Origin of the sequence: Streptomyces sp. NBC_00390, assembly GCF_036057275.1 — a bacterium.
In the GTDB taxonomy this organism is placed as follows: Bacteria; Actinomycetota; Actinomycetes; order Streptomycetales; family Streptomycetaceae; genus Streptomyces.
The window spans coordinates 2,559,945-2,583,985 of sequence record NZ_CP107945.1 but is presented as its reverse complement, the minus strand read 5'-3'; the positions used below and the strand labels follow the sequence as shown (position 1 = coordinate 2,583,985).

Below are 24,041 nucleotides of genomic sequence, written 5' to 3'. Positions count from 1 at the left end.
CCGACGGACTGGTCGAGCCGACGGACTGGTCGAGCCGACGGACTGGTCGAGCCGACGGACTGGTCGAGCCGACGGACGAGACGCATGGGTCCGCGGCTTGTCGACACGGCTGATCGGTAGGTCGGCCGACACGGCCGCGCAGGCCCGCCGGGCCGATCCCCCGGTCCGGAATCGAGAGGTGCATGAACATGTACTCCACCCCTTCTCGGGGTGGAGTACACAAGGCGGGCCAGGAGGCCGTCCGGCTACTGAAGGCGCCATTTCTGGTTGACCGCCCCCGTGCAGGACCAGATCTGCGCACGCGCCCCGTTCACCGACGAGTTGTCCGTGACGTCCAGGCACCTGTCCGCCGAGACGTTCACCAGGTCGCCGCTGCCCGATTCGTGCCGCCACTGCTGGGCGCCGGAGTCGTTGCAGCCGTACAACTGCACCTTGGCGCCGTTCGCGGTCGACCCCGAGGTCACGTCCAGGCACTTGCCGAGCGCCCGGACCGAGCCGTCGGAGCGGATCGTCCAGCGCTGGGCCGCGGAGCCGTTGCAGTCCCAGAGCTGGACCGCGGTGCCGTCCGCGTCGGCGCCGCCCGCGACGTCCAGGCACTTGCCTGCCAGACCCACCAGGGCGCCGGACTGCTCCGAACCGCCGCCGGACTGGGCACCGGACCAGGTGAAGGTCGCGGACGTCCTTCCGGGCAGCGCGTACGTGTACCGCCGGCCGCCCCAGTTGACCGTCATCGTCTGCGCGTCGGACGAGTCGTTGTAGGCGATCAGCGCCTTGGAGCCGTCCGGGTTGCGCCATGCCACGTTCGGGACGGCCGAGCTGCCCGTGGAGGCGATCCGGTGGGCTCCGGGCTTCACGAACTTCGTGAGGTGGCCCATCGTGTAGTACTCGATCGTGTAGTCGACCTGGCCGTGCCGTGCGTCGCCGTTGTGCACGGTGATCAGGCCGTCGCAGACCCCGCAGCCGCCGTTGTGCGGGCCGCGGTTCTGGTCGACGGCGAGGGACCACTTCGTCACCGACTTCGCCCAGTTACGGGTGTAGTCGATGATGTTCGTCATGTCCTCGCGCTGCTGGTTCGCGATCCAGGTGCCGCCCGAGTGCTCGGTCTGGAAGGCGTCCAGCTGCGGGTACCGGTTGTGCACGTCGGTCTGCTTGGAGACGTTCCCGCCGTAACCGTGCCAGGCGATGCCGCCGAAGTTCGGGTGGCTGCGCACCGCCGCGTCGTTCACCGTCTCGGCTGCGTACGCGTCGTACGTGTCCCAGTTCCAGTCGTGCGCCAGCACCTTGGTGGTCAGGCCGGCGGACTGGAGCTTCGGCAGCAGCTCGCTCCTGGTGAAATAGGCGAGCCCCGAGGCGTTCCAGCTCATGGAGGGGTAACCGCCGCAGCACGTCGGCTCGTTCTGTGCCGTGACGTAGTCGACCGGAACACCCTGGTCGCGCCACGCCTGGAGGTACTTCACGAAGTAGGAGGCGTACACGCCGTAGTTCTCGGCCTTCAGCCAGCCGCCGCCCAGCTGCCCGCTGTCCTTCATCCAGGCGGGCGCCGTCCACGGCGACGCCACGACGGTGAGCGCGGGGTTGAGCTGCTCGGCCTGCTTGGTCAGCGGCAGGACGTCCTGAAGATCGTGGGCGATCGAGAATCGTGACAGCGTCGGGTCGGTCCGGCCGGCCGGCATGTCGTCGTACGTGTAGCCGAAGCGGGCCAGGTCCGAGCCGCCCATCGGATTGCGGACGAAGGAGAGACCGATGCCGTCGGTGGGCGAGAACAGCTTCTTCATCGTCGCGTCACGGGTCGCCCGGGACAGTGCGCCGCTGCCCTTCACCAGCCAGGCGGCAGTGTCCGTGAAGGATGCGCCGCCGCCGGTGAAGGTCTGGTAGCGGGTGTTCTCGTCGACGGTGATGTTCGTGCCGCCACCTCCGTTGCCGGACTGGAAGGTGACGGGTGTCTGCTGCTGCAGACCGCGGGTGACATGGCGGCCGCCGCTGTCGTCGGTCGTGGTCAGCCAGATGTTCACCTGTTCGCCCGCGGCCTGCGCGGTGCCGGCCGACAGGCCGGTCAGTCCGGCCGCGGCCAGCGCTCCCGCGAGCAGGATGCGGAGCGTTCTCATCGGTCGTCGTGCCATGGGCTGAAGCCCTTCTCGGCAGAGGTGTGGGGGACGAAGCGTGAGTGAACTGCCGATCTGAACGTCCGTCAAGGGTTTGCGTATTCAGGATCTGAACGAACAACGCCCTTCAACGGCATGAAAATTGGGATTCGGCCGATCTCGGTGTGAAGTCTTGACGACAGGACTCGCTGCCGATTGACTCGCCGCGCACCACCGGTACCGGTTCCGGTACCGGTTCCACCTCGAGACGGAGGCCCCTTCGATGCGTGTCACGATCGCCGACGTCGCACGTGAGGCGGGGGTCAGCAAGACCACGGTCTCCCGGGTCCTCAACACCAGGGCGGATGTGGACTCCCACACCGCAGCCCGTGTTCGTGAAGTGATCGCTTCCCTCGGCTATGTGCCCAGCTCCGGCGCCGTCGGCCTGGCCCGCGGCAGCAGCCGTACGATCGGCATGCTGACGCCTCCGCTCACCTGGCCGTGGATGGGCGAGGTCCTCCAGGGCGTCGTCGACACGGTCGAGGCGGCCGGCTACGGACTGCTGCTGTTCACCTGCAACCGCGGCGCCGAGTCCGTGGACCACTTCACCAGCCAGGTCTCCGCCCGGGCCTTCGACGGACTGCTCGTCGTCGAACCGGAGAACACCCTCGACACCATCACCGCCATGCACCGCCGCGGGCTGCCCGTCGTCCTGATCGACGACCGCGGCCACCACCCCGAATTCCCGTCCGTGGCCACCACCAACCGCGAGGGCGGTGCGGCCGCCGCCCGGCACCTCCTGACGGCCGGCCGCACCCGGCCCCTCGTCATCACCGGCCGCCGTCACTTCGGCTGCGTACGCGACCGGCTGGAGGGCTTCGTCGACGTCATGCCGACGCCCGCCGGCCGGATCGCCGATGGCGACTTCACCGAGATCTCCGGTCGCCTCGCGATCGAACGCCATCTCGCCCGAGGCACGGTCTTCGACTCGGTGTTCGCGCACAACGACCTCAGCGCCGCAGGTGCCCTGCGGGCCCTGCGCGACGCCGGCCGCACCGTCCCGGACGACATCGCCGTCGTCGGTTTCGACGACATCCCCATGGCCCGGCACACCGAGCCCCCGCTGACCACCGTGCGCCAGCCCATGCGCCGGATGGGGGAGACGGCGGCAGGTCTGCTGCTCTCCCGGCTCTCCGGCGGGCCGGTCCCGGCCGAGCCGGTCGTGCTGCCGACCGAGCTCGTCGTCCGGGGCTCCGCGCCCACCCGCTGACCACCACCCAGCACTGCTCTACGGCCAGGCGTCTCGCCGCCTCGGCACACCGCCCGCTCCCGCACGCCGTCGACCACCGAAGGAGCCGTCATGCCACGAACACGACCACGATTCAGAGCCCGGTCGAGGACGGGAACGGCGGTGATGGCGGCGACGGCGGTACTCGGCAGCCTCCTGGCCGCCGCCCTGCCGAGCGCCGCCGCGGCCGACGACCCGGCGCCCGTGCCCGTCGACCGGTTCGAGGGCGAGATCCCCTTCGCGAACCCGCCGGCCGAAGGCATCTTCACCTGGGGCAGCGACGCCGACGACCAGCCGAAGCTGGAGCTCAAGGAGCGCGCCGACGCCCCCGAGGGCAGCAAGGTCCTCGAAGGCAGCTACGACATCAGCGGCTGGGGCGGACTCACCCACGACTTCGCCTTCGACAAGCCGGCCCACGACTGGACCGGCCGCAAGGGCGTCCGCTTCTGGTGGTACGGCCAGAACACCGCGCCCCTGCCGCCCGGTTCGGGCAAACGCATCCACTTCGAGATCAAGGACGGCGGCGCCAACGGCGAGGCGTCCGAGCTGTGGACGACGTCCTTCACCGACGACTGGGAGGGCTGGCACCTTGTCGAGCTCCCCTTCATGGACTTCGTCTACCGCGCCGACTACCAGCCCGTCGGCGGCATCGACCAGGTTCTCGGCCTGAACGAGACGTGGGGGTACGCCCTCACCCTGCCGACGGGCGCCCCCGGCTCGTTCGCCCTCGACGGCGTCGAGCTGTACGGCAAGGCCGACCCGGTCCTCAGCGCCAAAGTGGTCACCGACGCGGCCGTCCACCCGGTCGCCGAGGGCGGCACCGCCCAGGTGAAGATCTCCGTGGCCACCACCGGTTCCGGACCGATCGACGAGCCCGTCACCGTCGCGTACACCACCGCGGGCGGCAGCGCCGAGGCCGGTACGGACTACACGCCGGTCTCCGGCACGCTCACCTTCCCGGCCGGCACGACCTCGGGCGAGACCCGTACGGTCGCGGTCCCCACCAGGAAGGACGGCGCGGCCGAGTCCGCCGAGACGATCCCGCTCGAGCTCACCGTGACCGGCGCCAAGTCCCCTGCCGAGTCCCCGCAGGTCGTCGTGAACGCGCACGGGCTGCCGTACCTCGACGCGAAGCTCCCGGTGAAGAAGCGCGTCGCCGACCTGCTCGCGCGGATGTCCCTCGCCGAGAAGGCGGGCCAGATGACCCAGGCCGAGCGCAACGCGCTCAAATCCCAGGGGGACATCGCCTCCTACGATCTCGGCTCGCTGCTCTCCGGCGGCGGTTCGGTGCCGACGCCGAACGCGCCCGAGGCCTGGGCCAGGATGGTCGATGCCTACCAACTGCGCGCCCAGGCCACCCGGTTCCAGATCCCGCTGATCTACGGCGTGGACGCGGTGCACGGGCACAACAACGTCGTCGGGTCGACGATCATGCCGCACAACATCGGCATCGGCGCCTCCCGCGATCCGGCGGTCGCGGAGAGGGCCGGAGCGGTCACCGCCAAGGAAGTCCGGGCCACCGGCATCCCGTGGGACTTCGCGCCCTGCCTGTGTGTGACACGCGACGAGCGCTGGGGCCGCTCGTACGAGGCCTTCGGCGAGGACCCGGCGCTGGTCACCGCCATGGAGACCGTGATCAAGGGGATGCAGGGCCCGGCGTCCGGCAAGGACCTGGACCGCAACGACAAGGTGCTGACCAGCGCCAAGCACTTCGTCGGTGACGGCGGCACGGCGTTCGGCTCGTCGGCCACCGGCTCGTACACGATCGACCAGGGCGTCACCAAGGTCACGCGGGAGGAGCTGGAGGCGGTCCACCTCACGCCGTTCGCCGAGGCCGTCGAGCGCGGTGCCGGCACCGTCATGCCCTCCTACTCCTCGCTCGACATCCTCGGCGACGACCGGGGTCCGGTGAAGATGCACGCCAACGCCGAGATGATCAACGGGGTCCTGAAGGATCGCATGGGCTTCAAGGGCTTTGTCATCAGTGACTGGCAGGCCATCGACCAGATCCCCGGCGACTACCCCAGCGATGTGCGCACCTCGGTCAACGCCGGACTCGACATGATCATGGTGCCGACCAACTACCAGGACTTCACCAGGACCCTCAAGGACGAGGTGGTCGCCGGGCGGATCGGCCAGGCCCGTATCGACGACGCCGTGTCCCGCATCCTGACCCAGAAGTTCACGCTGGGCCTGTTCGAGAAGCCGTACGCCGACACCACCCACCTCGCGGAGATCGGCTCGCCCGGACACCGGGCGGTGGCCCGTGAGGCCGCGGCCAAGTCCCAGGTGCTGCTGAAGAACGACGGCGGTGTGCTGCCGCTGAAGCCGTCGCAGAAGGTGTACGTCGCGGGATCCAACGCCGACGACCTCGGCAATCAGGCCGGCGGCTGGACCATCAGCTGGCAGGGCTCCTCCGGGAGGATCACCACCGGCACCACCATCCTCGAGGGCATGAGGAAGGCAGCCCCCGACAGGGAGATCACCTACTCCAAGGACGCATCCGCGGCGACCGGCGGCCATGACGTGGGGGTGATCGTCGTCGGCGAGACACCGTACGCCGAGGGCATCGGCGATGTGGGCAACGGTCACGACCTGGAGCTCGGTGCCGCGGACAAGGCCGCCGTCGACAAGGTGTGCGCAGCGATGAAGTGCGCGGTGCTCGTCGTGTCCGGCCGCCCTCAGCTCATCGGCGACCGGCTCGGCGGCATCGACGCGCTCGTCGCCTCCTGGCTGCCGGGCACCGAGGGCGACGGGGTCGCCGACGTCCTGTACGGCAGGCGCCCGTTCACCGGACAGCTTCCGGTCACCTGGCCGAAGTCCGAGGCCCAGCTGCCGATCAACGTCGGTGACGCGTCGTACGATCCGCAGTTCCCCTACGGCTGGGGCCTGACCACGCTGCGGAAGACACCCGCCGGCGGCGAGCTCACCCTCAAGGCGATCGGCATCGCGGCGAAGGTCCTGGAGGCGACCGGCCGGGCGAGGTCCCCCGAGGCGAGGGAGCTGGTCACCCTGGCCAGGCTGATCACCCAGCAGAGGGTGGGCGGTCATCTCACCGAGGCGTCGGCGAAGCCCTTCGCCGACGCGGACCGTCTGCTGCTCGCGGGCCGTCCGGCCGGTGCGGTCGCCAAGCTGACCCAGGCCTACCGGGCGGCCTGAAACCCATACCTCGACAGACGCCCGAAATCAACCCCTTTCAGGTAGTTTCGATGATATGAAGACCAGGCTGTTCACTGCACTGTCCGGTCTGCTGCTCGCGCTCTCGGCAGCCGCCCTCGGGGCGGCGCCGGGGGCGCCCGCGGCCACCGGTCCCGAGACCGTGGCCGAGGCGCTCAAGGAGGGCCCCGTCTACGTGGACCCGGGCGCCGCGGGCCAGCTGTCCCCGGCCGAGGCCGACGCCCTGGCCCAGAAGATCAAGGACGCGGACAAGCCGGTCTTCGTCGCCGTGCTGCCCGAGACCTCCGCCTTCCCGGCGGACAGCATTCTGCGAACCGTCCGCACCGAGACCGGGATCACCGGCCTGTACGCCATCCGGCTCGGCGACGGCTTCGACGCGGGAGCGGACCGCAGCGTCATGTCACGCCAGGCCGTCGACAACCTCACCGACGCGGTGAAGGCGACCGGCCCGGTGGACGCGGCCACCCAGCTCGACAACTTCGTCGACCAGGCGCTCCCGCAGACCCGCGGCAGCGCCCCCGCCTCCTGGAACACCGGCCCGGGCGTCGACGGCGGAGTGAGCGCCGCCGGCCTGATCACCCTCGGAGCGGTCCTCGCCGCCGGGGGCACCACCGCATTCGTGGTCGTCCGCGGCAAGCGGCGCCGCAAGTCCGAGGAGGAGCGGGCCGCACTCGAGAAGCTCCGCGTGGTGGTCGACGAGGACATCACCGCCTTCGGCGAGGAACTCGACCGCCTCGACTTCCACCCCTCGGAGAAGGGCGCCGACGACACGATGCGCGCCGACTACGAGCGGGCGCTGGATTCCTACGACACGGCCAAATCGCGCATGGGCGCGGCCAAGCACCCCTCCGACGTGCGCGCGGTCACCGAGGCACTGGAGGACGGCCGCCACTCGCTGGTGGTGCTGGCCGCACGTCGCGAGGACAGGCCGGTGCCCGAGCGCCGCGCGCCCTGCTTCTTCGACCCCCGCCACGGACCCTCGGTCGCCGACGTCTCCTGGTCCCCGGCCGCCGGCACCGCCCGCGATGTCCCCGTCTGCGCGGCGGACGCGGCGCGCCTCGAGTCCGGCCAGGACCCGATGGCCCGCACCGTCGACACGGACTACGGCCGCAGGCCCTACTGGGAGGCGGGCCCGGCGTACGGCCCGTGGGCGGGCGGCTACTTCGGCGGCGGCCTCCTGCCCGGCCTGCTGGCGGGCACGGTGCTCGGCAGCATGCTCTCTACCCCGGCGTACGCCGCCGAGTACGGCGGCGGCGACTTCGGTGACTACTCGGGCGGTGACTACTCCGGCGGCGACTTCAACTCCTCCGACTTCGGCGGGGGAGGGGGCTGGGGCGGCGGCGGTGACTGGGGCGGCGGCGGTGGCTTCGACGGGGGCGGCGGGTTCTAGGCCCTGTCCGGCCCGGGGTGCACCGCCCCTGTGCCCGTCCTGCCTGTACGGCAATCGGCGGGGCAGGGAACGACTTCACTACCGAAAGTAGTTAATAGCCACGGTCGGTGATTGATCGCGATCGGCCGCGGTGCTTGCCTCGTCCCCATGCGAAAGAGAACGAGGTTCTGCGCCCTCGTGGCGGCAGCGGTCACCACCGCGGTGATGACCGCTGCCGCCACCCTCCCGGCCGCCGCCCAGTCCGACCCCGCCCCCGTCCCCCGGCTCGCCCCGCTGCACCGCTCGGCCAACGCCGTGCCCGGCCACTACATCGTGCGCCTCAGCAAGACCGTTGCCGCGGCCGAGGTGCCCGGCCGCTTCGGCGTCAAGCCCCTCTTCACCTACACGTCGGCCATGCGAGGTTTCGCGGCCGCACTCAACCCGTCCCAGTTGCAGACGGTGCGCCGGACGCCAGGCGTCATGTCCGTCGAGGAGGACGCCAAGGTGACGGCCTTCGAGACGGGCGGCGGCGTCCCCCGGGCGCGGGCCGCCTCCTGGGGCCTGGACCGCATCGACCAGCGGAGTCTGCCGCTCAGCGGCTCGTTCACCGCGAGCGGCGACGGGCAGGGCACCCTCGTGTACATCCTCGACACCGGTATCGACTACGCCCACGCCGAGTTCGGCGGGCGCGCGGTGTTCGGCTACGACTCCGTCGGTGACGGGCGGCGAGGCGCGGACTGCAACGGTCACGGCACCCATGTCGCCGGCACCGTCGGCGGCAGTACGTACGGTGTGGCCCGCAAGGCGACCCTGGTCAGCGTCCGGGTCCTCAGCTGCGAGGGCTCGGGCAGCTGGTCGGGGGTGATCGCCGGGTTCGACTGGGTGGCCGCCAACGCCCGGCAGCCGGCCGTGCTCAACGCCTCGCTCGGCGGCGGCAGGTCCTTCGCGGTGAACAGCGCGGCCACCGCCGTCGCGGACAGCGGCGTCCTGCCGGTGGTCGCCGCGGGCAACTCCTCGCAGGACGCCTGCCAGATCTCCCCGGCGTCCGCGGAGCGCGCGGTGACCGTCGGCGCGACCAATCGTTCCGACAAGGAGACGGATTTCTCCAACTACGGCGCATGCCTGTGGCTGTACGCCCCTGGTGCTTCCATCGTCTCGGCCAGGCTCGGCGGCGGTGCCCGGACTCTGAGCGGTACGTCCATGGCCTCGCCGCACGTCGCGGGTGTCGCCGCGCTCTACAAGTCGGCGCACCCGGCCGCGTCCGTGGCGGAGGTCGCCGACTGGCTGGCCGACCAGTCCACCAAGGACGTGGTGGCAGCCACCGGCGACAGCTCGCCCAACCGTCTGCTGTTCACCGACGGACTCTGAGAGACGACGCAGACCCCGTGACGCAGGCCGGCGGGGCCGGGTGGCTCCCGGCCCCGCCGTGGCGGTGCGCACGTCAGGTGGTGCGTGCGGTCGGATCAGGCGGCCTGCGGCGCGGCCTTGATCGCGGAGATGTCGAAGGTGAGCTTCACCTTGTCGCTGACCATCACGCCGCCGGCCTCCAGCGCCGCGTTCCAGGTCAGGCCCCAGTCGGAGCGCAGGATCTCGGTACCGCCCTCGAAGCCCACGCGCTCGTTGCCGTACGCGTCGGTGGCGGAGCCGTTGAAGTCCAGGTCGATGGTGAGCGGACGGGTCACGTCCTTGATCGTCAGATCGCCGGTGATCCGGTACTTGTCGCCGCCCAGCTGCTCGGCGCCGGTGGAGCGGAAGCTCATCCTCGGGAACTTCTCGGCGTCGAAGAAATCACCGCTGCGCAGGTGGCCGTCGCGGTCGGCGATGCCGGTGTCGATGCTGGCGATGTCGACGTCGATCGCGGCGGTGGAGCGGGAGGGGTCCGCGCCGTCCAGCGAAAGGGTGCCCTCGTGGGAGCCGAAGCTGCCCCGGACGTTCGTGACCATGGCATGACGGACGGTGAAACCGATGCTGCTGTGCGCGGGGTCGATGGTGTAGTCGCCGCTCAGTGCCGCCAGTGCCGGGTCCACCTCCAGGGTGGAGACGGCCTGCGAGACGGTGACGTCGGTGTTCTTGCGGTTGAAGAGACCCATGACTGCTCCCTGGGGACGGGCGCCGGAGCGCTGTTGTTTAAGCTTCAACGAAATTGACTGTAGACGCATTCCGTTCAAAGTTCAACATCTTCGGGGAAGTTTCACTCCAGGAGTCGTCGAGGCCCCCGGTCACGGGCAGGAGGCCCCGCAATGAAATGCCGCTCCGCTCTCAGTGCGCTCGCGCTCGTCTCGGATGCCTGGTCGTCCCCGGTCCCGGTGCCTCGTGAGCCGCCTGCCGGGCGGTGGTCGATCACCCGCTTGGGTCAACGGCCGCGAACTTCTGGCGGCTCGGTAAGGTGGGCCGCCCGTCGCGGCGTGCCCACGCGCCCCCTGTGAAGGTCCCCGGCTGTCGCGCAGGGCCGGTGATCAGCAAGGATGCGTCCGCCGAGGCGCTTGCCGCAGGGCGGGGTGCCTCGGCTGCACGTCCCCGGGAATCGCCGGGACGGGGCAGGCGTATGAGGTGACGCTCGGCTGAACAGTGTTGTAAGACCTCCACAACGGCAGGCCATCCCCGGATGGTGAATGACGCTCAGTGCGAAATGGTTCTGTGGGACACCGACAGCAGATCGGGCGCGAGACTGTACGGAGTGGACGGCAGGGTTTTCTTGGTCTGATCCGTAGGGTCGATGCATGACCGTTTTGGACGAGACCACCAGCGACGCAGCCGAGGTCGTCGACGCCGTCGAGGCCGTCGACGCGCGCGGCCGCGTGGCCGAGCTGCACGCCCGCCGCGAGGAGGCCCGGCGCGGACCCAGCGACCGTGCCACCGAGGCCCAGCACGCCAAGGGCAAGCTGACCGCCCGCGAGCGTATCGAGCTGCTGCTGGACGAGGGCTCGTTCCGCGAGGTCGAGCAACTGCGCAGGCACCGGGCCACCGGGTTCGGTCTCGAGGCCAAGAAGCCGTACACCGACGGTGTCATCACCGGCTGGGGCACGGTCGAGGGCCGTACGGTCTTCGTCTACGCGCACGACTTCCGGATCTTCGGCGGCGCGCTCGGCGAGGCCCACGCCACCAAGATCCACAAGATCATGGACATGGCCATCTCGGCCGGCGCGCCGCTCGTCTCCCTGAACGACGGAGCCGGCGCCCGTATTCAGGAAGGCGTCTCCGCGCTCGCCGGATACGGCGGCATCTTCCAGCGCAACACCCGGGCGTCCGGCGTCATCCCGCAGATCAGCGTGATGCTCGGCCCGTGCGCGGGCGGCGCGGCGTACTCGCCGGCGCTCACCGACTTCGTGTTCATGGTCCGCGAGACCTCGCAGATGTTCATCACCGGCCCGGACGTCGTCAAGGCGGTCACCGGTGAGGAGATCACCCAGAACGGGCTGGGTGGCGCGGATGTGCACGCCGAGACCTCGGGCGTCGCGCACTTCGCGTACGACGACGAGGAGACCTGCATCGCCGAGGTGCGCTACCTGCTCTCGATGCTGCCCTCCAACAACCGGGAGAACCCGCCGTCCGTCCAGGCGGACGACCCGTCCGAGCGTCGCTCGGACGTGCTGCTCGACCTGGTCCCGGCGGACGGCAACCGCCCGTACGACATGCACAAGGTCATCGAGGAGCTCGTCGACGACGGCGACTACCTCGAGATTCACGAGCGGTGGGCCCGCAACATCATCTGCGCGCTCGCCCGGCTCAACGGTCAGGTGGTCGGCATCGTCGCCAACCAGCCGCAGTCCCTGGCCGGTGTCCTGGACATCGAAGCCTCCGAGAAGGCAGCGCGCTTCGTGCAGATGTGCGATGCCTTCAACATCCCGATCATCACCCTGCTGGACGTGCCCGGCTTCCTGCCGGGCGTCGACCAGGAGCACGGTGGAATCATCCGGCACGGGGCGAAGCTGCTGTACGCGTACTGCAACGCCACGGTGCCGAGGATCTCGCTGATCCTGCGCAAGGCGTACGGCGGTGCGTACATCGTCATGGACTCCCAGTCCATCGGCGCGGACCTCACCTACGCCTGGCCGACCAACGAGATCGCGGTGATGGGCGCCGAGGGTGCCGCCAACGTCATCTTCCGCCGGCAGATCGCCGACGCCGACGACCCCGAGGCCATGCGCAAGCGAATGGTCAAGGAGTACAAGGCCGAGCTGATGCACCCCTACTACGCAGCGGAGCGCGGACTGGTCGACGACGTCATCGACCCGGCCGAGACCCGCGAGGTGCTCATCCGCTCGCTCGCGATGCTCCGCACCAAGCACGCAGACCTGCCGTCGCGCAAGCACGGCAACCCCCCGCAGTGACCCTGCGACGAGACTGACGAGACTGGAGCCACGAAGCTCATGAGCACTCCGACCGACTCCTCCTCCCTCCTGCGCGTCGAGAAGGGCCAGGCGGCCCCTGAGGAACTGGCGGCCATCACCGCGGTCCTCCTGGCCCGTGCAGCGTCCACCACCACTCCCCAGCCCCACCGCGGCCGCTCCACGGCCGGCTGGCGCCGGCTGGAGCGCCAGCCGGGCTTCCGCGCGGCCCACAGCTGGCAGGGCTGACACACCCGTACGGCCTCTCGAGGCCGCCGCAGGGCCCCCGCTCGCGCGACTGCGAGCGGGGGCCCTGCGCGTTCCCAGCCGTCGTCTGACGGCCCCTGGCCTCCTGCGGCACTGCGTCCCGGCTCAGGCCGCCGAAGGCCGTCCCCTGACACCGCTCGGCGTGCCGCCGGCGGTCGGCCGTCGTAGCCGGGTACGGCGGGGCGTGCCGCAGCGCGGGCCGGGACGCCGACGGTCACAAAGAGTGCCAGGGTCGTCGGTGACTCGCCCCCCCCGTGACGCCCAAGGGCGTGCACAGACACAGGCCTTGGGGAGGTCGTTCGCTCCGGGCAGGCAGGCCAGGGTGATCCGGCGGCCACGAGGAAAGGCTCCGCACTCCTTTCGGAGTGCGGAGCCTTTCCCACGGCCGGACAGGGATCCGGTGCGGACCTACCGCAGGCGCGCCATGAGGGCGTGCTCGACGAGCGTGATGAGGGCGCTCTTGGCGTCCGCGCGGTGGCGGGCGTCGGTGGTGATGATCGGGGTGTCGGGGCCGATCTGGAGTGCTTCGCGGACTTCCTCCGGGTTGTAGGGCTGGTGTCCGTCGAAGCCGTTGAGGGCGATGACGAACGGCAGGCCGCTGTTCTCGAAGTAGTCGACCGCGGGGAAGCAGTCGGCGAGCCGGCGGGTGTCGACGAGGACGACGGCGCCGATGGCGCCGCGGACCAGGTCGTCCCACATGAACCAGAAGCGGTCCTGGCCCGGGGTGCCGAAGAGGTACAGGATCAGGTCCTGGTCCAGGGTGATGCGGCCGAAGTCCATGGCCACCGTGGTGGTGGTCTTGTCGCCGGTGTGGGTGAGGTCGTCGATGCCGGCCGATGCGGACGTCATGACGGCTTCGGTACGCAGCGGGTTGATCTCCGAGACGGCGCCGACGAACGTGGTCTTGCCCACGCCGAAGCCGCCCGCCACCACGATCTTCGCGCTGGTGGTTGAGCGGGCTGCACCGCCGCTAGAGCTTGCGAAGTCCACTGAGCACCCTTTCGAGCAGTGTCACGGCTGGCTGGCCGCCGGCGGACTCGTCGCCGCCGGGCTGGTGAATGGCGACAAGTCCGGCCTCCGCCAGGTCGGCGACGAGGATCCGGGCAACGCCGAGGGGGATGGAGAGAAGGGCCGAGATCTCGGCGACCGACTTGATCTCGAAGCACAGCCGGCAGATCCGCTGGTGCTCGGGCAACTGCCCTTGCAGCCTGGACGGATCGGCCGTGGTGCTCACCAGCGCCTCGATGGCGAGCTGGTAGCGCGGCCGGGTCCGGCCGCCGGTCATGGCGTACGGGCGCACCAACGGGTTGCTGCCGCCCGATGCCGGCGACGGCTGAGGAGCCTTCCGCGGCTGCACCGGCTGGATCCGGGGGTGTCCCCCCGGGCCCATCGGCTGGTCGTACGACGGGTCGTACGGAGACTGCTGCTGCTGATAGGGCCCCTGAGCGCCCTGTCTGCTCGGCGTCGAAGGAAAGTTGAAGCGGTTCGCCGAGTGATCGCCCGAAGGCTGATGACCACCTTCATAGGGGCGTCCGCCTGGGGGTGTTGCCACGTTTCCTCCTCCGACTGCCGGTCGCCGGTCCCTGTCCCTGTGGAGCCGCGCCACCGCACCTTACGGTGCGGTGGCGTGAAACGCACTGTCTGCCTGTTAGTTGAGAAGACTTCCCTGGAGCTCCGCCCGCAGGTCCGGGGTGAGCACGCTGCCTGCACGGTCCACCAGGAGGGCCATCTCGTAGCCCACCAGGCCGATGTCGGCATCGGGGTGGGCCAGAACGGCCAGCGAGGATCCGTCGGAGATGGACATGATGAAGAGGAAGCCGCGCTCCATCTCCACAACTGTCTGGTTGACAGCGCCGCCTTCGAAGATCCGGGATGCTCCAGCGGTCAGCGAGGTCAGACCGGAGGCGACAGCCGCCAGCTGATCGGCGCGGTCGCGCGGGAAACCTTCGGACATCGCCAGCAGGAGTCCGTCGGCGGAGACCACCACGGTGTGGGACACCCCAGGGGTGTTGTCCACGAAGTTGGTGATCAACCAGTTCAGATTCTGCGCCGCCTGGCTCATCGGGCTCACACTAACGCTCCTGGTTGTAGGTACTACCCGGGCCACTCTGTCGATCGTAAGTGGCCGGTCCGTTCGTGTCCGTCCCCGCGTTGCGTCCCTTCTGGACGCCGCGACGCAGGTTGCTCAACCTGCCGCGCACGTCTTCGGGGGCGCGGGAGACCTGGGGGCCGCCCTGCGGCGTCTGCTCCGCGGTGCCCTCGACCAGGTTGGCCTTGGGCACGCGCCGGGGGAGACCGGAGGAGGTGACTCCTCCCGCCTTCGGGTCGCGAAGCTTCTCCGCCCGCTGCCAGCGCTCGTCGTTCTTCGAACGCCATTCGCCGGGGCCGGAGCCGGTGTCGGAGCCTGAGTCGGAGGAGGTACCGAAGCCGAAGCCGGTGCCGCGGCCGCCGATGGTGGGCCGCCCGCTCGGTGAAGCTTGCGGCGCCTGTTCGGCGGGCTGCTGCCACTGCTGCGACGGCTGGCTGCTGCCGCGCTTGGGAAGGCCGGAGGTCGTCCGCTCGTGGCTGTTGCTCGGAGAGGGTCCCGGACGATCAAAGCCTACGCGCTCGGGCGCGCTCGTGGGAGCGTCCGGGGCAGATTCCGATTCGGTCCGGTACTCCGGCTCGTACGCGGTCTGATAGCCGTCCTGAGCCGACCACTCCGACTGATGGGCCGGAGAGTCGTACGAGGCGTCGTACTGCGGCTGGGAGCCCTGCGGAGCCTGGTAGCCGGCTTCCGTATAGGCCTCTGCCGAGTGCTGCGCAGACTCCTGGGTCTCGGGGTAGCCGCCCGGTGCCTGGTAGTCGTCGTACGCCGTCTGCTGGTCCTGTGCGTAGTCCTGGGAGTAGCCCTGGTCGTACCCGGAGCCGTACTCCTGACCGTCCTGGGCGTATCCCTGACCGTCCTGGGCGTACCCCTGCTCGTCCTGGGCGTACCCCTGCTCGTCGCGGTAGAGCGGGCGCTCACCGCCGTGCGCCTGGGCCTCGAGGGCGGCACGCCGCTCCTCGCGGGCCAGCGAGCGGCCGACCGGGTCGAGCTGTGAGGAGTCCGCGGGCTGCTCGTAGCGGGAGTCGTCGAAGCCGAGCTCCGCCGCCGTGCGCATCGGGGGGCTGTCGTACGACTCGTACGACTCGTACGACTGCTGCAGCTGCTCCGGGATGATCGAGGAGACCGTGAAGTCGTCCTCGGGCAGTGCCTCGCCGCCGCCACCGTGGGTGATGGCGTCGGGAAGCATGACGAGAGAGGTGGTGCCGGCCTGCTCGCCCGAGGGGCGCAGCTGGACGCGGACGCCGTGCCGGTCGGCGAGTCGGCCGACCACGAACAGGCCCATGCGCTGCGAGACGGCGGCGTCCACCGTCGGCGGGTTGGCCAGCTTGTGGTTGATGTCGGCGAAGTCCTCGGCCGTCAGGCCGATGCCCTTGTCGTGGATCTCGATCATGACGCGACCGTCGGGCAGCCGGGTGGCCGTCACGCGAACCTTGGTCTGCGGGGAGGAGAACGTCGTCGCGTTCTCCAGCAGCTCGGCGAGCAGGTGCACGAGGTCGGTCACGGCCTGGCCGTGGATGTCCGTCTCCGGGACGCCCGTGAGCTCGATGCGCTCGTAGGACTCCACCTCGGAGGAGGCGGCGCGCAGCACGTCGACCAGCGGAACCGGCTGGTTCCAGCGCCGGCCGGGCTCCTCGCCCGCGAGGACGAGGAGGTTCTCGCCGTTGCGGCGCATACGGGTCGCCAGGTGGTCCAGCCTGAAGAGGTTCTCCAGCTGGTCCGGGTCGGCCTCGTTGTTCTCCAGGTCGGTGATCAGGGTCAGCTGGCCCTCGATCAGCGACTGGTTGCGGCGCGAGAGGTTGGTGAAGATCGCGTTGACGTTGCCACGGAGCATGGCCTGCTCGGCGGCGAGCCGGACGGCCTCGCGGTGGACCTGGTCGAAGGCGCGGGCGACCTCGCCGATCTCGTCCTGGGTGTCGATCGGGATCGGCTGGACCCGGGTGTCGACCCGGCCCGGCTCGGTGCGCGAGAGCTGGTCGACCAGCATCGGAAGACGCTGCTCGGCGATACCGAAGGCGGCGGTGCGCAGCTGGCGCATCGAGCGGCTCATCTGGCGGGCCATGAGACCGGCCAGGATGAAGGCGGTCAGCAGGGCGATGACGACGATGGCGCCGTTGACGATGGCGTCGCTCTTGGCGTCGTCGGAGATGGCCGCCGCTTCTTCCACGGCCCGGTCGACGAGGCTCTTCTCGATCTCGGTGTAGCCGTCGAACTTCGCGGTGGATCCGCCGAACCAGGTCTGGGGCGTGATGTCCTGCGTCTTGAGCTTGTCGGGCGACACGCCCTGGCCGATCTGGGTGGCCATGCCGGTCAGGACGGAACCGTCCTGACCCTCAGGGGGAGTCAGCCCCGCGGCCGCCAGCCGCTTCTTGCCCTCGGCGGCCTTGGTGGTCATGACCTCCTTGAGCCGGTCCACTTCGGCCTGCGTACCGCCGGAGACGTACTCGCCGATGGCGATCTGCTCGAGGTAGTTGTACGAGTTGAACGCCACGAGCTGGCGATTGAGGACGCCCTGGTCCTTGCTGGGCCGGACCAGCAGGTGCATGCCGATGGAGCGCTGCAGGGACGTGGCGGCCTTGGCCAGCTGGACGGCGTAGACGGTACGGCCGTAGCTGGTGATGTTGCCGGTGCCGAGGCCGAGCTCGTTGGAGAACTCCATCAGGTAGTGATGGACGGCGACGTAGCCCTCTTCGGTCTGCACCGGGTCGAGCGCCTTGGTGTAGGCGGCCCCGCGGAGCTTCTCGAGCGACGGCTCCGCTTTGCGGAACAGGTTCAGACGGCGCTTGAGGCCTTCCGTCTGCGGCATCTGCTCGATGACCTTGTCGAACTTGGCCTTGGCGGCATCCGTGTTCGCGTACGCGTCACGGATGACGGGACCCTTGCGGGCGTCGGCACTGGTGGCCAGCAGCAGAGGCTGGGCCGTCAGGTCACGCTCGTTCAGCAGCGCCTGGCCGTACTCGGAGGCAGCACGCACGACGAGCGCCGTCTTCTCGGCGTCCTGCGCTTCGCTCCAGGTGTCGATCGAGGTCTTGACCTGGAAGCCGCCCATCACCAGTCCGACGATGACGGGGATGAGCAGGATCGCGTTCAGGCGGGTCGGTACCCGCCAGTTGCGCGGGGACAGCCGGCTTGTGCTGCCGGCGGCCGGGGAAGCACCGGAGGTACCCGACACATCCACAGGCGACGCCGCTGTGCGCGGCGGCGGGGTGAAGTTGCCCCGCGCCTGCTGCTCTGCGGAGCTGTTCTTGCTTCGCCTCACTCGACCAACAACCTCTCGGCGTCGGCACCTAGGTTGTGCCGTTTTTTCGTTCAGAGCCGTACTACTCGGGAGTTCGAGAATTTCAGCACGTCGAAGGGTCCCGTTCCAAACACCTGGAATCTGTGATTCCGAGTGGCCTACGCCTCAGATAAATCGGGCATAAAGAACGAGCCTCGTCAAAAGGCGAGGCTCATGTGGCGCAGTGATATCAGCCGTGTGCGGCGGGTGTTCGCTGCGCGTCAATTCTCTGTCGAAATGTTATGAACATGGAGGCGGACCGTGTCAAAAGACACGGCCCGAGCCTCCACAACTACGACAACTGCCGTATAACGCTGTCTACTTGAGCCGCGCCATGAGGGCGTGCTCGACGAGCGTGATGAGGGCGCTCTTGGCGTCCGCGCGGTGGCGGGCGTCAGTGGTGATGATCGGGGTGTCAGGGCCGATCTGGAGTGCTTCGCGGACTTCCTCCGGGTTGTAGGGCTGATGCCCCTCGAAGCCGTTGAGGGCGATGACGAACGGCAGGCCGCTGTTCTCGAAGTAGTCGACCGCCGGGAAGCAGTCGGCGAGGCGTCGCGTGTCCACCAGCACGACGGCGCCGATGGCGCCGCGGACCAGATCGTCCCACATGAACCAGAAGCGGTCCTGACCGGGGGTACCGAAGAGGTACAGGATCAGGTCCTGGTCCAGGGTGATGCGGCCGAAGTCCATGGCCACCGTGGTGGTGGTCTTGCCTCCGGTGTGGGTGAGGTCGTCGATGCCGGCCGACGCGGACGTCATGACGGCTTCGGTACGCAGCGGGTTGATCTCCGAGACGGCGCCGACGAACGTGGTCTTGCCCACGCCGAAGCCGCCCGCCACCACGATCTTCGCGCTGGTGGTCGATCGGGCCGCGTCGCCGCTAGATCTTGCGAAGTCCACTGAGCACCCTTTCGAGCAGTGTCACATCCGGCGTGCCGCCGGCCTCTCCGTTGCCCGGCTGGTGGATGGCCACCATGCCCGCCTCCGCCAGGTCGGCGACGAGGATCCGGGCAACGCCGAGCGGCATCGACAGCAGAGCAGAGATCTCTGCCACCGACTTGACCTCCCGGCACAGGTGGCAGATCCGCTGGTGCTCGGGGAGCAGCCCGGCAAGGAGTGCCGGGTCGGCCGTGGTGCTGACCAGCGCCTCGATGGCGAGCTGGTAGCGCGGCCGGGTCCGGCCGCCGGTCATGGCGTACGGACGGACCAGCGGCTGATCGCCCTCATCTCCGTAGGCGTCCAGCGAGGCGCCGTACGGATCGTGAGAGGCGGGTGGCGGGGTCATGAATCCTCCGGGCGTGACAACACGTGGTCTGCGTGCCGTCTGAGTGGGCCGGTGGGGGGCCTAAAGGCAGCCTGACGGATGACTGTGCGGTGGAGTGCATTGGAGCACCTGCGTCTGTACGTGGGGGGAACAGTGACTCAGTGCAGCAGGCTTCCCTGGAGCTCGGCCCGCAGGTCCGGCGTGAGCACACTGCCGGCCCTGTCGACCAGGAGAGCCATCTCGTAGCCCACGAGGCCGATGTCGCAGTCGGGGTGCGCGAGCACGGCCAGCGAGGAGCCGTCGGAGACCGACATCAGGAACAGGAAACCGCGTTCCATTTCGACCACGGTCTGGCTGACCGGGCCGCCTTCGAAGATCCGGGACGCTCCCGCGGTCAGCGAGGTCAGCCCCGATGCGACCGCGGCAAGCTGGTCGGCACGGTCACGGGGAAAGCCTTCGGACATGGCCAGCAGAAGACCGTCGGCGGAGACCACCACTGTGTGGGACACCCCAGGGGTGTTGTCCACGAAGTTGGTGATCAACCAGTTCAGATTCTGCGCCGCCTGGCTCATCGGGCTCAACTAACGCTCCTGCTGGTGGGTGGGGCCGAGGTTGAAGCTGCCGGTCGTGCTGTTCTGCTGCCGGCCCTGCTGGATACCGCGTCGGAGGTTGGTCAGTCGGCCGCGCACGTCATCGGGCGCACGAGAGACCTGCGGACCACTTTGGTGACTCTGCTCCTGCGCGGTGCCCGGCACGAGGTTGGCGCGCGGGACCCGGCGGGGCAGACCCGAGGTGGTGACGCCGCCGGCCGCGGGCTTCCTGACCCGCTCGGCCTGGCGTACCAACTCGTCATTGGGCGACGTGCGCCACGCGGCACCGTTCGCGTTCTGCGCGTTGCCCGGGGTTGCCGGGCTCGGCGCGGGGGTGCGCTGGGGCATCGGCGGAGCGGTGCGCTCCGGCGACGCCTGCGGGACACCGGGGTTCTGCTCGGCGGACCGGCCGCCCGGCCCACCGTGGAACCAGTTCGTCTCAAGGGTGTCGTACAGCGGCGTCCGGCCGTCCCCGGGACCCGAGGCCGGCGGCAGCGCCTCCGGCTGGTACGGGGCGGGCAGCCCCGCCGCGCTTCCCTGGGAGGCGCCCCCGGCGGGGCGCTGCGGCGCGAAACTCGAGGTGTCGCGCTGCTGGGCGGGCGCCGGCTGCTGCGGAGCGGAGTTGCCGTACACGTCAGGGCGGGCGAACTGCCCCGTGGACCGGTCGCCGCGCGGCTGGGCTCCTCCATAGCCTGCGGCCTGGGGGGTGCTTCCGTATTTCGGGCGGGGGAACTCCGCCGTAGCGGCGTGGTCCTCGTGGCCGCGCGGCGCGTCGGATGCCGGACGCTGCTGCGGGACCGGCGGCTGCTCGCTGCCCCAGCTGGTGGTCTGCGGGCGCTGCTGACGCGGCGGTACGGACTCGTCGCGGCGGCCGCCGGGACCGCCGGGCAGCTCGGCACGCGGGCCGCCCGTGGGGGGCAGCTGCCGGCCGCGGTCACCCGTGCCGGGCGCGTTCTGCTGGAAACCGCTCTGCCTGGGGGCCTCGTTACGGGCCGGGGCGCCCTGCGCACCGCGATGCGCACCGAAACCGGCGCCCTGACGCGAGGCGTCCTGCTGGGCCGTGCCCTGGCCACCGCCCTGTCCGGGGCGCGGAGCCGGAGCCCCGTCACGACCCGGGAGCGCGGCGCGCGGAGCCGTACCGGCACCGACCTGGCCGCGAGGGGCACCCGCGCCGAGCCGGCCGCCCGCAGGCGTGCCGCCACCCGCGCCGCCGAGGCCCGGACGGCTGCCGCCGGCCGGAGCACCGGGACGGCCCGCCGGCGCCGGGGGAACGGCGCCCTGGCCGCCCGCACCGGGCTTGGCGGGCGCCTTCTTGCCGCCGTTGGCGACATCGACGGGGAGCATGACCAGCGCGGTGGTGCCACCGGAGTCGGAGGGGCGCAGCTGGATACGGATGCCGTGTCGCAGGGACAGGCGGCCGACCACGAACAGGCCCATTCGACGGGAGACCGAGACGTCCACGGTGGGAGGCGACGCGAGCCGCTCGTTGATCGCGGCGAGGTCCTCGGGGGAGAGGCCGATGCCGGTGTCGTGGATCTCGACGAGCACCCGGCCGTCGGGCAGGGCGTGACCGGTGACCTTGACCTTGGTCTGCGGTGAGGAGAACGACGTGGCGTTCTCGAGCAGCTCGGCGAGCAGGTGCACAAGGTCGTTGACGACGCGGCCGGCGACCTCGGTCGCGGGGACGGCGGCCAGTTCGATGCGCTCGTACTGCTCCACCTCGGAGGCGGCGGCACGGAGCACGTCGACCAGCGGGACCGGCCGGGTCCACCGGCGGCCCGGCTCCTCGCCCGCGAGGACGAGGAGGTTCTCGCCGTTCCGGCGCATACGGGTCGCGAGGTGGTCGAGCTTGAAGAGTGAGGACAGCTGGTCGGGGTCGGCCTCGCGGGACTCCAGCTCCGAGATGAGCGAGAGCTGACGCTGGATAAGACCCTGGCTGCGGCGCGAGAGGTTGGTGAACATCGCGTTGACGTTGCCCCGGAGGAGGGCCTGCTCGGCGGCGAGGCGGACCGCCTCGCGGTGCACGTCGTCGAAGGCCGCGGCCACCTTGCCGATCTCGTCCCGGGAGTGCACACCGACGGACTCGACGGAGGTGTCGACGTCCTGCGGGTCGGCCTCGGACAGCTGCTTGACGAGCTCGGGCAGGCGGTCCTGGGCGACCTTGGTCGCCGTGTCCTGCAGCCGCCGCAGCGAACGGATCATGGATCGGGCCACGACGAACGCGCCGACGAGCGAGACGCCGAGGACGACGAGGATCAGCGCACCGTTGATGATGGCCTCGCGCTGCGACTCCTCGCGCAGCTCACGGGCCTTGTTCTCCATCTGGTCGAGCAGCGTGCCCTCGATCTGCTTCATCGCGTTGATGCGGACCGAGTAGTCGTCGGTCCAGTCCAGGTGCGAGCGCTCGGGCAGCCGCTTCAGCGCGTCCTTCGTGTCCAGCACGCGGTTGGCGTACGCCTCGGAGGACGCGATGATCGGGTTGCCGTTCTCCATCGTGGCGGTGAGGTCCTCGGAGTCGCCGCCGGAGGACTCGTAGATCGACTTGAAAGCCTTGAGCTCGGTCTCGCCGTTCTCCATGGCGGCCTTGCCGTAGAGGCGGTCGTTCTCCGACAGCCCCGGGGCCTTCGCGTCGCTGCCGCCTGGCAGTGCCGCGGCGATGATCGCGCGCTGGATGGACGCGTACTCCTTGGCGGAGGAGAACGCGGCCAGGGCGCGCGTCCGCTTGATCATCTCCGGGTTGCTGGTCGCCTGCGCCATGTCCTGGGAGAGGCTCAGCAGCGACTCGATGAGCCGGCTGTAGCGCTCCACGGTCATGGAGTTGGGGACGTCCGGGGCGTAGGCCCCGTCCCGGATGTTGTTGAGGGTGTTGACCTGTACGGCGATCTGGTTCGCGTTGGCGCGGATGGACTCCAGCGCCTCGTCGTCGTCCGTGTTGGGGATGTCACGCGTGGCCTCGAGGAAGGCCTTGCGGGCACGGTCGGTCTGCGTACGCGGCCCGGAGACCTTGAAGTCGGTCTCAGGGGTGCCGTTGGCCAGCGGGCCGGCGGACAGGTCGCGCTCCGCCTGGAGCGCCTGTGCCAGCTCGGTGGCCTCCTGGGTCATCTTGGTCAGCAGCTGCATGTGGTCCAGCTGCTTCATGTCGTCCATGGACTCCTGGATACGGAGTCCACCCAGCGTGGTCGCCGCGACGACCGGCAGGGTGAGCAGTGAGACCAGACGCGTGCTGATGCGCCAGTTGCGGAGCGCTATTCGCGATCCGGTGTCGGTGGGGCTCTTGGGTGCGCGGAGGCTCTTCAGCCTCGCCGAAACCGACCCGTCGCCCGAGGGCGCCGACGCACCGGGGCGCGCGGCACGGTCACCGCTGTCGCCGGGCGCAGCCGGTCCCTGGTTGTGGGCGTGCTGGGGCGAGGAGCCGCGGTCGGTCCCGCCGCGCGGCTCCTGTTCCGCCGCAGCGCTGCCATCCCTCTTGAAACGTCCCTGCACTAGCGTCGCAACCTCTGGACCAGGCGTCCCTCCGCTTGCACGGCGGGACGGTGTCGGCGTCTTGGGGCCAAGAACTGCCCCATGGGTGGTCGTGATTGACCGGCGCTTCCTCCCCCTTCTCCCGCCGCTGCCCGGCGCTGCGTTGCGCCCTTGCGCGCCGGCATGAAACCCGCGGCGGTGCGTGGAATTCCAGCACAGCGCCGGATCTCCAACAAGAGCCTCGTACCGGCCTGTGACCTAGGTGACACGGTGTAGAGGTCTTGTCACGAATCGTGGAGAGTGTTCCGGGATGAATCGGTCTTTATCGTGCAAGTTACTTAGGGGTGGGGGGTGTCCCAGTCGCGATGATCAGGAGCGGAATGGTGCATTCAGTGGCGCAATGTCCGATTCCGCAATGGTGATCCATGGCCCGAATTGTCTGAATTCACGCGTGACTCGTGAGGAAACTCACACCTAGATCGTTGAGTCATCCGCTCATTTGAAGGGAACCGCATGTTTAGCCTGTCGCTTTACAGGGATTGCCCATCCGTCAACCGGCGCTCGCCGCAGTGCCCGTAGCCCGACAAGGTCTGAAAACAACCGATGAAGACGACGATGATGTTCCGCAACATAGCGAACCCTCGGCGCACGACTCTCGCCCACCTCGCGGACGCGGACGAGCTGCAGACGCCGGAGCAGCCGGAACACTCGCTCGATCTTCCCGCCCAGACCGCGAACCCCCGCCGGACCGTCCTGATGGTCGCCCCCGACCAGTGACGTCACCTGCGCCGTAATGCGCGCGATCGGGCCCCCTTGCCGCGTTAGCCTGGAGCGTCAGACTCCGGCCAGCGA

At 69.8% G+C, this 24,041-nt stretch carries 17 protein-coding genes; 7 read left to right on the top strand and 10 right to left on the bottom strand.

Annotation, left to right across the window (positions count from 1 at the left end; genetic code table 11):
* Positions 1 to 245 precede the first annotated feature (245 nt).
* Positions 246 to 2,120, bottom strand: a complete 1,875-nt coding sequence (locus tag OHS70_RS10655) for a ricin-type beta-trefoil lectin domain protein (protein ID WP_328396069.1) — start codon at positions 2,118 to 2,120, stop codon at positions 246 to 248.
* A 244-nt stretch (positions 2,121 to 2,364) separates the two neighbouring features.
* Here OHS70_RS10655 and OHS70_RS10650 point away from each other — a divergent pair, with 244 nt between their 5' ends.
* The 4 genes from OHS70_RS10650 (at position 2,365) to OHS70_RS10635 (ending at position 9,283) form a co-directional block, all read left to right on the top strand.
* Positions 2,365 to 3,351: a LacI family DNA-binding transcriptional regulator gene (locus OHS70_RS10650; RefSeq protein ID WP_328396067.1), complete on the top strand. Its 987-nt coding sequence runs from the start codon at positions 2,365 to 2,367 to the stop codon at positions 3,349 to 3,351.
* 90 nt (positions 3,352 to 3,441) lie between these two features.
* Positions 3,442 to 6,528 (top strand): glycoside hydrolase family 3 N-terminal domain-containing protein, encoded by a 3,087-nt coding sequence (locus tag OHS70_RS10645; RefSeq protein WP_328396065.1) that lies wholly within the window; start codon positions 3,442 to 3,444, stop codon positions 6,526 to 6,528.
* A 55-nt stretch (positions 6,529 to 6,583) separates the two neighbouring features.
* On the top strand, positions 6,584 to 7,936 hold the full coding sequence (locus OHS70_RS10640) for a hypothetical protein (RefSeq protein WP_328396063.1): 1,353 nt from the start codon (positions 6,584 to 6,586) through the stop codon (positions 7,934 to 7,936).
* 147 nt (positions 7,937 to 8,083) lie between these two features.
* Complete coding sequence (locus OHS70_RS10635) at positions 8,084 to 9,283, top strand: S8 family peptidase (RefSeq protein WP_328396061.1); 1,200 nt, start codon at positions 8,084 to 8,086, stop codon at positions 9,281 to 9,283.
* 95 nt (positions 9,284 to 9,378) lie between these two features.
* Here the strand turns inward: OHS70_RS10635 and OHS70_RS10630 are convergent, their stop codons facing one another.
* A complete protein-coding gene (locus OHS70_RS10630) occupies positions 9,379 to 10,005 on the bottom strand; it encodes a YceI family protein (RefSeq protein WP_328396059.1) in 627 nt (208 codons plus the stop codon).
* Positions 10,006 to 10,635: 630 nt separating this feature from the next.
* Between OHS70_RS10630 and OHS70_RS10625 the strand changes: the two genes are divergently transcribed.
* A complete protein-coding gene (locus OHS70_RS10625; protein WP_328396057.1) occupies positions 10,636 to 12,246 on the top strand; it encodes an acyl-CoA carboxylase subunit beta in 1,611 nt (536 codons plus the stop codon).
* A 39-nt stretch (positions 12,247 to 12,285) separates the two neighbouring features.
* Positions 12,286 to 12,492 (top strand): acyl-CoA carboxylase subunit epsilon, encoded by a 207-nt coding sequence (locus OHS70_RS10620; protein ID WP_328396055.1) that lies wholly within the window; start codon positions 12,286 to 12,288, stop codon positions 12,490 to 12,492.
* Between the two features lie 426 nt (positions 12,493 to 12,918).
* On the opposite strand, the gene OHS70_RS10615 is transcribed toward OHS70_RS10620, so the two are convergent.
* The 8 genes from OHS70_RS10615 to OHS70_RS10580 form a co-directional block, all read right to left on the bottom strand.
* On the bottom strand, positions 12,919 to 13,500 hold the full coding sequence (locus OHS70_RS10615; RefSeq protein ID WP_050791473.1) for a GTP-binding protein: 582 nt from the start codon (positions 13,498 to 13,500) through the stop codon (positions 12,919 to 12,921).
* Positions 13,481 to 14,062: a DUF742 domain-containing protein gene (locus tag OHS70_RS10610; RefSeq protein ID WP_328396053.1), complete on the bottom strand. Its 582-nt coding sequence runs from the start codon at positions 14,060 to 14,062 to the stop codon at positions 13,481 to 13,483. Before OHS70_RS10610 ends, OHS70_RS10615 begins: the two co-directional genes overlap by 20 nt.
* 96 nt (positions 14,063 to 14,158) lie before the next feature.
* The gene (locus OHS70_RS10605; protein ID WP_006127847.1) at positions 14,159 to 14,572 is read right to left on the bottom strand and encodes a roadblock/LC7 domain-containing protein; all 414 of its coding nucleotides are present in this window, start codon (positions 14,570 to 14,572) and stop codon (positions 14,159 to 14,161) included.
* A gap of 10 nt (positions 14,573 to 14,582) precedes the next feature.
* Positions 14,583 to 17,855 carry a sensor histidine kinase gene (locus tag OHS70_RS10600; RefSeq protein WP_328396051.1) on the bottom strand — a complete coding sequence of 1,091 codons (3,273 nt, stop codon included), beginning with the start codon at positions 17,853 to 17,855 and terminating at the stop codon, positions 14,583 to 14,585.
* 336 nt (positions 17,856 to 18,191) lie between these two features.
* A complete protein-coding gene (locus OHS70_RS10595) occupies positions 18,192 to 18,773 on the bottom strand; it encodes a GTP-binding protein (RefSeq protein ID WP_328396049.1) in 582 nt (193 codons plus the stop codon).
* Positions 18,754 to 19,158, bottom strand: a complete 405-nt coding sequence (locus OHS70_RS10590) for a DUF742 domain-containing protein (RefSeq protein WP_328396047.1) — start codon at positions 19,156 to 19,158, stop codon at positions 18,754 to 18,756. Before OHS70_RS10590 ends, OHS70_RS10595 begins: the two co-directional genes overlap by 20 nt.
* 137 nt (positions 19,159 to 19,295) lie before the next feature.
* On the bottom strand, positions 19,296 to 19,709 hold the full coding sequence (locus tag OHS70_RS10585; protein WP_005311457.1) for a roadblock/LC7 domain-containing protein: 414 nt from the start codon (positions 19,707 to 19,709) through the stop codon (positions 19,296 to 19,298).
* Between the two features lie 9 nt (positions 19,710 to 19,718).
* Positions 19,719 to 23,210 carry a sensor histidine kinase gene (locus OHS70_RS10580; protein WP_328396045.1) on the bottom strand — a complete coding sequence of 1,164 codons (3,492 nt, stop codon included), beginning with the start codon at positions 23,208 to 23,210 and terminating at the stop codon, positions 19,719 to 19,721.
* A gap of 582 nt (positions 23,211 to 23,792) precedes the next feature.
* Here OHS70_RS10580 and OHS70_RS10575 point away from each other — a divergent pair.
* A complete protein-coding gene (locus OHS70_RS10575; RefSeq protein ID WP_328396043.1) occupies positions 23,793 to 23,966 on the top strand; it encodes a hypothetical protein in 174 nt (57 codons plus the stop codon).
* Positions 23,967 to 24,041 lie beyond the last annotated feature (75 nt).

Coding starts and splice junctions, on each gene's coding strand:
- OHS70_RS10655 (WP_328396069.1), bottom strand. CDS start 2,120: ATGGCACGACGACCGATGAGAACGCTCCGCATCCTGCTCGCGGGAGCG.
- OHS70_RS10650 (WP_328396067.1), top strand. CDS start 2,365: ATGCGTGTCACGATCGCCGACGTCGCACGTGAGGCGGGGGTCAGCAAG.
- OHS70_RS10645 (WP_328396065.1), top strand. CDS start 3,442: ATGCCACGAACACGACCACGATTCAGAGCCCGGTCGAGGACGGGAACG.
- OHS70_RS10640 (WP_328396063.1), top strand. CDS start 6,584: ATGAAGACCAGGCTGTTCACTGCACTGTCCGGTCTGCTGCTCGCGCTC.
- OHS70_RS10635 (WP_328396061.1), top strand. CDS start 8,084: ATGCGAAAGAGAACGAGGTTCTGCGCCCTCGTGGCGGCAGCGGTCACC.
- OHS70_RS10630 (WP_328396059.1), bottom strand. CDS start 10,005: ATGGGTCTCTTCAACCGCAAGAACACCGACGTCACCGTCTCGCAGGCC.
- OHS70_RS10625 (WP_328396057.1), top strand. CDS start 10,636: ATGACCGTTTTGGACGAGACCACCAGCGACGCAGCCGAGGTCGTCGAC.
- OHS70_RS10620 (WP_328396055.1), top strand. CDS start 12,286: ATGAGCACTCCGACCGACTCCTCCTCCCTCCTGCGCGTCGAGAAGGGC.
- OHS70_RS10605 (WP_006127847.1), bottom strand. CDS start 14,572: ATGAGCCAGGCGGCGCAGAATCTGAACTGGTTGATCACCAACTTCGTG.
- OHS70_RS10590 (WP_328396047.1), bottom strand. CDS start 19,158: ATGACCCCGCCACCCGCCTCTCACGATCCGTACGGCGCCTCGCTGGAC.
- OHS70_RS10585 (WP_005311457.1), bottom strand. CDS start 19,709: ATGAGCCAGGCGGCGCAGAATCTGAACTGGTTGATCACCAACTTCGTG.
- OHS70_RS10575 (WP_328396043.1), top strand. CDS start 23,793: ATGAAGACGACGATGATGTTCCGCAACATAGCGAACCCTCGGCGCACG.